Here is a 10841-nt window from a genome sequence, read left to right as displayed (position 1 = left end):
TCCTCTCCAGCCGATCGACCTCGTCAGCAGCCGCTGCCCGCGGATTTCTCGTCCTTTCGTACGACGGTCAGCCAGGGGACGATCGATATCGGCCAGGTGGCAGATGTTCCCGGGTCGCAGCGGCGGCAGGATTTCCGGTGTCAGGAAGAAACGAACTGGAAGAGGTAAAGAAATGACCCGCACAGTGACCGCCAACATCTCGCTCTCGCTCGACGGACGGGTGAACGGCGCCGGTGGCGACTACGACATGAGCTGGATCGTCCCGCACGCGATCACCGAGGGTGCCCGGGACCACATGATCCGGGTGACCGGGCCAGCCACCACGGCACTGCTCGGCCGGAAGAACTACGAGGGCTTCGGCGGCTTCTGGCCGGCGGTGGCCGACGACGAGAACGCGTCGCCGCAGGACCGGGCCTTCTCCCGCTGGCTGAACGAGACCGAGAAGGTGGTCTTCTCGACGACGCTGACCGAGGCGCCGTGGCAGAACTCCCGGATCGCCGACGGCGAGCCCGCGGACGTGGTCAAGCAGCTGCGTGACCAGGACGGCGGCGACATCATCGTGCTGGCCAGCTCGAGCGTGATCCGGGCCCTGCTGGCGGCCGACGAGATCGACCGGCTGAGCATCACCCTCGACCCCGAGGTGGTCGGCGGCGGGGCCCGGCTGTTCGAGGACGGCCTGCCGGCCACGTCGTGGAAGCTGACCGACTCGACCCCGACCGAGTCCGGCGCCCTCTGCCTGCTCTACGACCGGGTCCGCGCCTGACCCCGATTGGCCATCGGACGCATATTGTCGGACAATCAGACAGATTGATCGGGTTGTCGTAGCGTGGTGGGCACGGCCAAGCGAAGGGCGGACGGATGACCGAGACGCGACAGGGCAGTACGGCGTACGGCGTCGACAGTGAGGTCGGTCCGCTGCGGACGGTGATGCTGCACCGGCCGGGCAACGAGCTCCGGCGGCTCACCCCGCGCAACAACGACAAGCTGCTGTTCGACGGCATCCCCTGGGTCGGCCGGGCGCAGGACGAGCACGACGCGTTCGCCCAGGCGCTCTGCGACCGCGACGTCGAGGTGCTGTATCTCGGCGAGCTGCTGACGGAGTCGCTCACCAACCCCGAGGCCCGGGCACAGGCGGTCGCCGGCGCGACGGAGGACCTACGCCTGGGCGACACCCTCCGCGACTACCTGCAGGCGGCGCTCGGCGATCTGGATGCCGCTGCCCTGGCGGAGGCGCTGATGGCCGGCGTACGCAACGACGAGGTGCACGCAGGCGGGTTGGTCACATCGCTGCTGGCCCACGAGGACTTCCTGATCGACCCCCTGCCGAACCTGCTGTTCACCCGCGACTCGAGTGTCTGGATCCGGGACTCGGTCGCGGTCACCTCGCTGGCGATGCCCGCCCGGATGCGCGAGACGCAACTGACCGAGCTGATCTACACGTTCCACCCGCGGTTCGCGGGCGCCGACAAGGTGTACGACCACCAACTGGAGCATGTCGAGGGCGGAGACGTGCTCGCGCTCGGTCCCGGCGTACTCGCGGTCGGGGTCGGGGAGCGGACCACACCGGCCGGTGTGGAGCGGCTGGCGCGGCGGGTCTTCGCGAAGGGGCTCGCGCACACCGTTCTCGCCGTACCGATCGCTCAGCAGCGGGCGACGATGCACCTGGACACCGTGTGCACGATGGTCGACACCGATGCCGTGCTGATGTACCCGAACATGGCGGAGGAGATGCGGGCGCTCGCGGTCACGACCGACGGCGACCAGCTCCACGTCGCGGAGTCCGAGCCGTTCCTGGTCGCGGCGGCGAAGGCGCTCGGGATCGACACGCTGCGGCGGATCGACACCGGGCTGGACCCGGTGACGGCCGAGCGGGAGCAGTGGGACGACGGGAACAACACCTTGGCCCTGGCGCCGCGGGTGTGCATCGCGTACGAGCGGACCGTCGAGACCAATGCGCGCCTGGAGGAGTCCGGGATCGAGGTCATCCGGATCTCCGGCTCCGAGCTCGGCTCCGGGCGGGGCGGTCCGCGGTGCATGTCGTGCCCGGTTCTGCGGGCGCCCGCAGCCCCGTAAGCCCTACGACACGCGGAGTGAAATCGGGGCTTGTGCCGAGCCCCCGGCCTGAGTACTCTTCATGCCTAGGCCCAGGCCCTGTTGCTCCCCCGTCAGCAGGACTTGGGCCGTCCACGTTCCAGGCCCATTTGAACGATCATGGCCTAGACCACTCTGAGTGAACAGAAACGCCCGGCTGAGCATTCAGCCGGGCGTTCTGCTGTTCAGCGGATGGTGAGCTGGCGGCTGGCGAGGCCGGCGCGGGCGGCGCGCTCTTCGGTGGTCAGCGGGGCCTCGGTGGCGAGGGCCTTCTCGAGGGCGGCGGCGAAGTCGGCGGCGGGCTTCTCGACGTCGGCCGCCTCGGTGCCGGCGGGCAGCTCCCAGACCGGCGCGAGGACGCCGAGGGCGCGGAACGAGCCGATCAGGCGGCTGCCGTCGATGAGCGCGGACCCACCGGCGGCGTGCAGCCGGGCGAGCGCGTCGAGCAGCGTGTCCTCCGTGTGCGGCATGACCCACCGCAGGTAGATGCGGTCGCCGATCTGCGTCCAGTACGCCGCCTCGACCGACTCCAGACGGACCGTCGGAGCAGCCGCTGCGTTCGCGCGCTCCAGGCCGGCCGCGACCTCACCGGTCGGGTCCTCGACGTTCTCGCCGACCCAGTAGTCGAAGCCTTCGTGGACCTTGATCTCGATCGGCTTGCTGGTGTCGATCAGGTCCTGCAGCCGCGGCCCGTCCTTCATCAGGTCGCCGACCTGGACCGGGTTGCCCGGGTCGGTCTTCAGCGCGGCGGTGATCGCATGGCCGAGGTCGCGGCTCGGGTCGCCGGACGAGGCGTGCGTCTGCAAGCCGATCCAGATCGTCTCGTCGTCGCGCACCAGGCCCGGCATCGCCATCGGCAGCAAGGTGACCAGGTTGATGACCCTTCCGGCATTCTCACCGGTGAGTTCGACCTGCACCGTGCCCGACGGCACGATCTCGCGGAACGCGATCAGGTCGCACTCCGACGGCAGGCCCTCGAACGGCCGCACCACGAAGGTGTCGGCGGCCTGTGCCCGGTCCTTGCCGTGGCACTGCTTGAACCGCTTGCCCGAACCGCACGGGCAGGGTTCCCGCGGCCCGACGTCGACCAGATCGGCCGGGTCGAGCGTGACGGTCGTCGTCGTGTTCTTCGCGCGCTGCCGCGACTTCTTTCCCATAACCCCGCAGTCTTGCAGCCGGGAGTGGTCCAGGGCGAACTAGCTCGGGACGATCGCGTGGACCGTGCGGTGGCGGGCGGCGGTGCGAACGCCCCAGCTGGAGGTGAGGACGTCGACGATGGCCAGGCCGCGGCCGCCGACCGACTCCGGATGCGGGTCCGTGATCCGCCGTGGCTCGGTGTCGCCGCGCCCGTCGGTCACCTCGACATGGATCCCGGCCCGGTCGATCCACCACGCGGCCCGCACCTCACCCGCCGGCAGCGGGGGCGCGTACCGGATCGCGTTGGAGAGCAGCTCCGAGAGCACCAGCTGCGCGTCGTCGCAGGCGGCGGCAGTGATCCGGTAGCGCTTCAGGTAGGCGGCCAGACGGCGTCGGGCGTCCGCTACCGCGGACACTTCGTGCGGCAGTACGACGTCCACAACGCTCACGTCGGCGGGCAGGGTCGCAGAGGACAAGCAGGGTCTCCTCAGTGATGGGTTCAGCCACAAGGACTTCTCCCCACGATTCCGGCCCGGAAAACACCTGCGGATATTCCGTTACACAGCCGAGCGAAGATCACGCCTAAACACGGGGAAACCGTGATGAAATCGACGGTATTGAACGTTGCAATAACCGCCCGCATTCGCCTCGTTACGTATCCAGACCGGCGTGACACAACCCACACAAATTCGTTCCGTCGTGTCACAAACCCGCAGGTCATGGGCCTCCCGGCCTGGACTGAGGAGCGGAGGGAGCGCAGCGACCGGAGCGACGAGGGAAGGACGGGAGTTACAGCCCATGACCCGCCGCGACGGAGTCGCGGCATTTACAGGGTCAGGTACGGCGTCCTACCTGCTCCGCGCCCTCCGCGAGGACCCGTAACGCGACGTCCGGGCGGTCGCTGATCACGGCGTCGACGCCGATCTCGCGGCAGTGCCGGATGTCGTTCTCGGCGTTCACGGTCCAAACGTGGACCTGATGTCCGTGCTTGTGCGCGCGATCGACGTACTCCGGGTGCGCCGAGACGATCTCCAGGCTCGGTCCGGCGTACGAAACACCGGTCGGTAACGAGCCGTCGCGGAAGCGCAGTGGGACGCGGTCCATCAGCAGGACGGTGCGCAGGCCGGGCGCCGCGGTCCGCAGCCGGCGCAGGGAGAGCCAGGAGAAGCTCATCACCCGGGCCGGCGACTCCGTTCCGACCTTCGGGTGCGCCCAGCCGAAGCGGTCGAGGGCCTCGATCAGGCGCCGCTCCACCAGCCCGGCGTACCGGGTCGGGTGCTTGGTCTCGATCGCCAGCTCCACCGGCCGGCCCGCGTCCCGCACGGTCGCGAGCAGCGTGTCGAGCGTGAGCACCTTTCGGACGTCGAGACCCGGCAGTTCGGCCTCGTCGTCGAGCTCGGCCCACGGGCGCTTCCAGGAGCCCCAGTCGTACTTCTCCAGCTCGTCGAGGCTCATCGTGGACAGCACGCCACGGCCGTTCGAGGTGCGGTCGATCCGGCGGTCGTGGACGCAGACCAGGTGGCCGTCGGCGGTCAGCCGGACGTCGCACTCGAGCCCGTCCGCCCCGACGTCGATCGCTCGTTGGTACGCCGCCAGCGTGTGTTCGGGATCCACGTCGCTGGCACCGCGGTGCGCGACCACCCGTGGGAGCTTCCCCATGAAAGGAAACTCTTTCACATGGTCGTGCGAGGTTGAGGGTCCCGCCACCTGACGGGACCCTCAACGGACCTCAGGCAGTGGCCTCCTGCAGCTGAGGAGTCCGGCCGGCGGGGCGTGCGAGGCCGTAGTGGTCCCGCAGCGTCGTGCCTGTGTACTCGGTCCGGAACAGACCACGCGCCTGCAGGATCGGGATCACCTCGTCCACGAACGTCGTGAGGCCGGACGGGAGCACCGGCGGCATCACGTTGAAGCCGTCGGCCGCACCGGCCTCGAACCAGTGCTGGATCGCGTCTGCGACCTGCTCCGGCGTACCCGTGAACGTGCGATGCCCGCGCCCGCCGCCGAGCCGGCCGATCAGCTCGCGGACGGTCAGGTTCTCGCGCCGGGCGAGTGTCACGATCAACGTGTACCGGCTCTTCGCGCCCTCGATCTCGTCCTCGTCGGGCAGATCCGCCGGGAGCTGCTGGTCGAACGGTAGGTCCTCGGGGTCGACCCGCAGCGTCTTCGCGAGCTGCAACCGCGCGTACTCCGGCCGGATCAGCTCGTCCAGCCGCTGCTCCAAGCGCTGGGCCTCCTCGACCGTGGATCCGATCACGGGCACGATCCCCGGCAGGATCTTGATCGTCTCCGGATCCCGCCCGAGCGCCGCCGTACGCGCCTTCAGGTCCCGATAGAAGTCCTGCGCGTCCTCCAGGGTCTGCTGCGCGGTGAACACCGCCTCGGCGTACCGCGCCGCCAGTCCCTTGCCGTCCTCGGACGAACCGGCCTGGACGATCAGCGGGTGCCCCTGCGGCGATCGCGGCAGGTTCAGCGGCCCGCGGACCTGGAAGTGCCGGCCGACGTGGTCGATCGGCTGTACCCGCTCCTGGACCGCCCAGATGCCCTCGGCCTTGTCCGCGATCGCGGCGTCGTCCTGCCACGAGTCCCAGAGCTTGTACGCGACCTCGAGGAACTCCGCGGCGCGCTCGTACCGCTCCGCATGCGCGGGCTGGTCGGCCAGATTGAAGTTGCGCGCCGCCTCCGGACCAGCCGTGGTGACCACGTTCCAGCCCGCACGCCCACCGCTCACGTGGTCCACGCTGGCGAACCGCCGTGCCAGGTTGAACGGCTCGTTGTACGTCGTGGACGCCGTGGCGATCAGCCCGATCCGGGAGGTGGCCGCCGCGATCGCGGTGAGCAGCACAGTCGGCTCCAGCGAACCGGCCGGACGCCGCCCGACGTTGCCGAACAGCACCGGCGAGTCCGCGAAGAAGATCGAGTCGAACTTGCCGCGCTCGGCCAGCTGCGCCAGGGCCTGGTAGTGCGCCACCGAGGTATTCGCGAACGGATCGCTCTCCGGCAGCCGCCACGACGCCTCGTGGTGCCCGGTGCTCATCAGGAACGCGTTCAGATGCAACTGCCTACTCATATCGAGACTCCCAAGGCGTCGAGAAGCCGCGAGCGAACCGCGGCGAATCCTGGATCGGCCGCACTCCGCGGCGCCGGCAACGTGATGGTCTCCTCGGCGACGATCCGGCCCGCGTCGAGCACGATCACCCGATCGGCCAGCACGATCGCCTCGTCGACGTCGTGCGTCACCAGCAGTACGGCGGGTTGGTGCGCCGCGCACAACTTCCGCAGCAAGACGTGCATCTTCAACCGGGTCAGCGCGTCCAACGCACCGAACGGCTCGTCGGCGAGCAACAGCTCCGGCTCCCGCACCAGCGACCGCGCCAACGCGACCCGCTGCTGCTCACCACCGGACAACTCGTTCGGCCAAGCTTTCTCGCGACCGGCCAGCCCGACTTCTTCGAGACTCTCGCGGCCCCGCTCCACAGCCTGTGGGATCCCGAGCACCACGTTGTCCAACACTCTTGCCCATGGCAACAACCGGGAGTCCTGGAAGACAACCGAGACCTGTGCGGGTACGGCGAGCTCCCCGGAACCTTCCACGTCGTGATCAAGACCCGCCAGCGCCCGGAGCAGCGTGCTCTTCCCGGAGCCGCTCTTTCCCAGCAGGGCAACGAATTCACCAGGTGCGATGTCCAGGTCCAGCTCGTCCAGTACGGCGCGCTCGTCGTACCGGCGTACCAGGTCGCGGACCTGCACGGTCGCGCTCAGGAGGCCAACGTTCGTCGCCATGACAGGGCCCTCCTCTGGATCAGGCGGACGACCGCGTCGGACAGCAGCCCGAGGATGCCGTAGACGACCAGGCCGACGATGATGATGTCGGTCTGCCCGTACGTGCGGGCAAGTTCCATCATGTAGCCGATGCCGCTGGTGGAGTTGATCTGCTCGACGACGACCAGCGACAACCACGCGCCGGTGACCGCGAACCGCAGCCCGAGCAGGAACCCGGGCAGTGCGCCAGGCAGCACCACGCGCCGGACGAACTCCCACTGCGACAGTCCGACGGTCTGCGCGAGTTCGACGTACCGGCTGTCGATGGTGCGCAGGCCGTTGTGGGTGTGGATGTAGATCGGCACGAACACCCCGAGCAGGATGGTGACGATCTTCATCGACTCGCCGATGCCGAGCCAGAGGATCAGCAGCGGCAGCAGCGCCAGCGACGGGATCGCGCGCTTGATCTGGATCGGCCCGTCGAGGACCGCCTCACCGAGCCGGGACAGGCCGGAGATCAGCGCGAGGACCACGCCCAGCACGATGCCGAACGCGAGACCGATCAGGGCCCGCTGCGCGGACGTCCACAGGTTCGACTGCAGGCGGCCGTCGGCGATCAGGTCGCCGGCCGTGGTCACCACGGTCCACGGCGCGGACAGGACTCGTTGGTCGATCCAACCGGTGGCGGAGCCGATGCTCCAGACCACCAGCAGCAGCACCGGCCCGATCGCGGCCCCGAACCTGATCGGCTTGCCCGGTCCGAGACGCCGGCGCCGTACGACGGGGGCCGAGGCCGTGCGCGGCCGCAGTCCGGGCAGCGTGGTCGCACTCATTTGGCGCCTCCCTTGATCGCGTCCGCGGCGACGCTCTGGAACCGCAGGTCGTACAGGTCCTTGGCCTGGATCACCTTGTTGCCGGTCTCCTTGGCGAGCAGCTCGATGGTCTGCTGCTGACGCTCGATCGCGTCGCTCCAGTCGGCGCTGATGTCCGGGTGCCCGGCATTGTCGACGAGCCACTGCCCGTCGGCCTCGGTCAGGCCCTGGTCCTTCACGTAGTACCCCTGGATCCATTCCTTCGGGTGCTTGTCGATCCAGTCCTGCGCGACGCCCCACGCGGCGACGTACGCGCGGATCGCGGCGGCTTTCGCCGGGTCCTCGAGGGACTCGACCGGGCCGTAGAGGTGACCGGCGTCGTCGCGCAGGCCGTGGGCGATCGTGCTGGCCCCGTCCTTGCCGTACTTCGCCAGGTAGCGCTTGATCTGTACTCCGCCGATCGGGGCGACGTCGACCTGCTTGCCGGACAGCGCGTTCGAGTAGACGTCACCCGTGCTCGGCAGCTCGACCAGCTTCACGTCCTCCTTGGTCAGGCCGGCCTTCTGCAGCACCTTGAGGACCAGTGCGCCTTGCGCCTGACCGGGGCTGTACGCGATCTTCTTCCCGCGCAGATCGCCGAGCGTCTTGACCGAGACGCCCGGCGCGATGCCCAGCTGGTAGATCGGGTGGTTCAGCGGGTCCTTGCGGAACTTGGAGGCGACGATCTTGACCTGCAGGCCGGTCCAGGTCGCGTGGATCGGCGGGATCTCGGCGACCGAGCCGAGGTCGAGGGCGTGCGCCCGGAACGCCTCGGTGGTCTGCGGACCGCCGCTCAGGTTGGCGAACTGGACGAACTTCGAGACCTTGTCGAGCTGACCGGACAGCTTGAGCGCGACTTCGGTTGCGGGGTCGCCGACCACGATCTTCGTGCCGTCGGGGACCGAGGTCGGGAGCGGAGCGTCCAGCGAGAGCTTGGCGGCGCCGTCGGCGGCCGCGTTGCCGCTGCAGCCGGTGACGAGCGCGAGCAGGGCGAGGGCGGAGTAGAGGCGTTTTCTAGACATGGTGGGCTTTCGCGTAGCGGCCGTCGTGGTAGAGCAGCGGCTCGTGCTCACGACGTTCGGTGTGGGTGGCCAGGCGGGCGACGACCAGGTAGTGGTCGCCGACGGCGAAACGGTGCGCGATCTGCGCGCGGAGGAAGCTGGGGGCGTCGTCAAGCGCGGGTTCGCCGGTGGCCAGCCGCGACCAGCGGGTCGGTTCGGCGAACCGGTCGATCCCGCTGGTGGCGAACCGGCCGGCGATCGCGTGCTGGTCGGCGGACAGGAAGTTGATCACCACGCTGCTCGCCGTACTCACGGTCGGCCAACTGGAGGCGCTGGTCGCGATCGCGAACGAGACCAGCGGCGGCAGCAGGCTGATCGAGACCAGCGAGGTCGCGGTGAAGCCGACGGGGCCGTGCCCGGAGTCCGCCGTGATCACCACGACGCCGGCGGCGTGGCGACGGAACACGGAGCGGTAGACGTCGGCGTCTACGATCCGCTCCTCGGAACGGTCAGGTACTACGGCCAGGGCAGGACGGTTCAGGGCAGGTACAGACATGTCTCTCCCTCGGAACGGGGCAGGGACCACAGGTGATGTGAGGCGTGATCAGACAGGCCTCATGCAGGCGGCAGCAAGAGAACGGGTCACCGACAGGTGGCGCTCGCCGTCCGCAGCAGGTCGATGACGCGACGGCGGGTGAGGAGTGTCGTCGTCATGTCAGCTATCTTCGCACCAATGTCTATCGGCTAACTAGACAATCTCGGAATCCGGACTCACACCCGACAGGCGCCGTGCGTTCTACTTACGTGATGACTCGGGAGAAGGTCGGGTTGCCGCCGTTCCAGGCGCTGATCGACGCGCACTGGCGGGACGTCGCCAGGCTGGCGCGGGCGATGGCCGGTCAGGACGGCGACGACGTCGCGCAACGCGCCTGGGAGAAGGCGTATGCGGCGTATCCGGAGCTGACCTCGGCGAAGAACCTGCGCAGCTGGCTCCTCACCATCACCGCCCGGTGCGCGACCGACGTACACCGGGCGCGGAAACCGCAGCGCCCGCTGGACGAGGCGCCGCCGGTCGCGGTCGACGGACCGGAGGCCACGGCATGGCCGGATCCCGACCTGTGGCGGGCGGTCAACGAACTCCCGGAGCGGCAACGCTTCGCGATCACGCTCAAGTACGTCGGCGACCTGGACCACCACGGCGTGGCCGCCGCTCTGGACACCACGCCCGCCGCGTCACGCCGGCTCGTCAGCGACGCGCTGGCGACCCTGCGCACGAAACTCGGAGTACACGATGACTGACCTCGAGAGCCGGCTGACCCGGCTCGACACCACTGACCTGAAACCACCCGTCCTGCCCGACGCCGACGTCGCCTACACACTGCACGACACCCCGATCGGGACTCTCCTGCTCGCCATCGCGAACGGCCGGGTCGTCGCCAGCTCGTTCGGCGACGAGGAGACGATGACCGCGCGGCTCGCCCGGGCCGTGTCCCCGCGGGTACTACGGCAGCCTCGGCCGCTGGACGACGTACGACGGCAACTCGACGAATACCTGTCCGGTAGCCGTCACGCCTTCGATCTGGAGGTGGACCTCGCGCTGGCGACGCCGTTCCAGCGGCTCGTGCTGACGGATCTGCCGACACACACCAGGTACGGCGCCACGACGACGTACGGAACCGTTGCCGCCGACATCGACAGGCCCAAGGCGGCGCGCGCGGTCGGTACGGCGCTGGGCGCGAACCCGGTCTGCGTCGTACTGCCCTGCCACCGGGTCGTCGGCGCGAACGGCGCCCTCACCGGGTACGCCGGCGGACTGGACGCAAAACGATTCTTGCTGAATCTCGAAGCAAAAAGCTGAGTTTTCCGGAATTTCCGGTAATGGATTTACACTCGATGAAATAAGGAGCAGATCCCCAATGTGGAGTGGGGATCTGCTTCTTTGCTTCCCCTTGCCTGCAAGGGATCCGGGACTGTCTTCGAATCGAGAAACTGACACGTCAGA

General features: G+C 68.8%; 12 protein-coding genes. 4 read left to right on the top strand and 8 right to left on the bottom strand.

The window, feature by feature from the left end:
• The first annotated feature begins 172 nt into the window (after positions 1-172).
• Positions 173-763, top strand: coding sequence for a dihydrofolate reductase family protein (locus EV647_RS01290; RefSeq protein ID WP_133997056.1), 591 nt, complete (start codon positions 173-175; stop codon positions 761-763).
• Positions 764-858: 95 nt separating this feature from the next.
• Complete coding sequence (locus tag EV647_RS01285) at positions 859-2073, top strand: arginine deiminase (RefSeq protein ID WP_133997053.1); 1215 nt, start codon at positions 859-861, stop codon at positions 2071-2073.
• Positions 2074-2276: 203 nt separating this feature from the next.
• On the opposite strand, the gene EV647_RS01280 is transcribed toward EV647_RS01285, so the two are convergent.
• From EV647_RS01280 to EV647_RS01245, 8 genes are all read right to left on the bottom strand, one after another.
• Positions 2277-3248, bottom strand: coding sequence for a DUF5926 family protein (locus EV647_RS01280; RefSeq protein WP_133997050.1), 972 nt, complete (start codon positions 3246-3248; stop codon positions 2277-2279).
• A gap of 39 nt (positions 3249-3287) precedes the next feature.
• Positions 3288-3704 carry an ATP-binding protein gene (locus EV647_RS01275; RefSeq protein WP_133997047.1) on the bottom strand — a complete coding sequence of 139 codons (417 nt, stop codon included), beginning with the start codon at positions 3702-3704 and terminating at the stop codon, positions 3288-3290.
• Between the two features lie 358 nt (positions 3705-4062).
• On the bottom strand, positions 4063-4887 hold the full coding sequence (locus EV647_RS01270) for a glycerophosphodiester phosphodiesterase family protein (protein WP_133997043.1): 825 nt from the start codon (positions 4885-4887) through the stop codon (positions 4063-4065).
• A 70-nt stretch (positions 4888-4957) separates the two neighbouring features.
• Positions 4958-6295 (bottom strand): LLM class flavin-dependent oxidoreductase, encoded by a 1338-nt coding sequence (locus EV647_RS01265; RefSeq protein ID WP_133997040.1) that lies wholly within the window; start codon positions 6293-6295, stop codon positions 4958-4960.
• Positions 6292-7008 carry an ABC transporter ATP-binding protein gene (locus EV647_RS01260; RefSeq protein ID WP_133997036.1) on the bottom strand — a complete coding sequence of 239 codons (717 nt, stop codon included), beginning with the start codon at positions 7006-7008 and terminating at the stop codon, positions 6292-6294. The genes EV647_RS01265 and EV647_RS01260 overlap by 4 nt, the downstream gene beginning before the upstream one ends.
• A complete protein-coding gene (locus tag EV647_RS01255) occupies positions 6984-7820 on the bottom strand; it encodes an ABC transporter permease (protein ID WP_133997033.1) in 837 nt (278 codons plus the stop codon). Before EV647_RS01255 ends, EV647_RS01260 begins: the two co-directional genes overlap by 25 nt.
• The gene (locus EV647_RS01250) at positions 7817-8860 is read right to left on the bottom strand and encodes an ABC transporter substrate-binding protein (RefSeq protein WP_133997030.1); all 1044 of its coding nucleotides are present in this window, start codon (positions 8858-8860) and stop codon (positions 7817-7819) included. The genes EV647_RS01255 and EV647_RS01250 overlap by 4 nt, the downstream gene beginning before the upstream one ends.
• The gene (locus EV647_RS01245; protein WP_133997027.1) at positions 8853-9395 is read right to left on the bottom strand and encodes a flavin reductase family protein; all 543 of its coding nucleotides are present in this window, start codon (positions 9393-9395) and stop codon (positions 8853-8855) included. The genes EV647_RS01250 and EV647_RS01245 overlap by 8 nt, the downstream gene beginning before the upstream one ends.
• Positions 9396-9646: 251 nt before the next feature.
• Here EV647_RS01245 and EV647_RS01240 point away from each other — a divergent pair, with 251 nt between their 5' ends.
• Together EV647_RS01240 and EV647_RS01235 are read left to right on the top strand one after the other, a co-directional pair.
• Positions 9647-10138 carry an RNA polymerase sigma factor gene (locus tag EV647_RS01240; RefSeq protein ID WP_133997023.1) on the top strand — a complete coding sequence of 164 codons (492 nt, stop codon included), beginning with the start codon at positions 9647-9649 and terminating at the stop codon, positions 10136-10138.
• Positions 10131-10697: a methylated-DNA--[protein]-cysteine S-methyltransferase gene (locus EV647_RS01235; protein ID WP_133997020.1), complete on the top strand. Its 567-nt coding sequence runs from the start codon at positions 10131-10133 to the stop codon at positions 10695-10697. Before EV647_RS01240 ends, EV647_RS01235 begins: the two co-directional genes overlap by 8 nt.
• Positions 10698-10841: the final 144 nt, after the last annotated feature.

This window comes from Kribbella sp. VKM Ac-2566, from assembly GCF_004366005.1.
Lineage (GTDB): Bacteria > Actinomycetota > Actinomycetes > Propionibacteriales > Kribbellaceae > Kribbella > Kribbella pratensis.
Note: the sequence above shows the minus strand (reverse complement) of the source record. Positions and strands in the feature narration are given on the sequence as shown.

Excerpts from the sequence above, each read along its gene's own strand:
- EV647_RS01260 (WP_133997036.1), bottom strand. The coding sequence starts at position 7,008 with ATGGCGACGAACGTTGGCCTCCTGAGCGCGACCGTGCAGGTCCGCGAC.
- EV647_RS01265 (WP_133997040.1), bottom strand. The coding sequence starts at position 6,295 with ATGAGTAGGCAGTTGCATCTGAACGCGTTCCTGATGAGCACCGGGCAC.
- EV647_RS01285 (WP_133997053.1), top strand. The coding sequence starts at position 859 with ATGACCGAGACGCGACAGGGCAGTACGGCGTACGGCGTCGACAGTGAG.
- EV647_RS01240 (WP_133997023.1), top strand. The coding sequence starts at position 9,647 with ATGACTCGGGAGAAGGTCGGGTTGCCGCCGTTCCAGGCGCTGATCGAC.
- EV647_RS01270 (WP_133997043.1), bottom strand. The coding sequence starts at position 4,887 with ATGGGGAAGCTCCCACGGGTGGTCGCGCACCGCGGTGCCAGCGACGTG.
- EV647_RS01235 (WP_133997020.1), top strand. The coding sequence starts at position 10,131 with ATGACTGACCTCGAGAGCCGGCTGACCCGGCTCGACACCACTGACCTG.
- EV647_RS01245 (WP_133997027.1), bottom strand. The coding sequence starts at position 9,395 with ATGTCTGTACCTGCCCTGAACCGTCCTGCCCTGGCCGTAGTACCTGAC.
- EV647_RS01250 (WP_133997030.1), bottom strand. The coding sequence starts at position 8,860 with ATGTCTAGAAAACGCCTCTACTCCGCCCTCGCCCTGCTCGCGCTCGTC.
- EV647_RS01280 (WP_133997050.1), bottom strand. The coding sequence starts at position 3,248 with ATGGGAAAGAAGTCGCGGCAGCGCGCGAAGAACACGACGACGACCGTC.
- EV647_RS01290 (WP_133997056.1), top strand. The coding sequence starts at position 173 with ATGACCCGCACAGTGACCGCCAACATCTCGCTCTCGCTCGACGGACGG.
- EV647_RS01255 (WP_133997033.1), bottom strand. The coding sequence starts at position 7,820 with ATGAGTGCGACCACGCTGCCCGGACTGCGGCCGCGCACGGCCTCGGCC.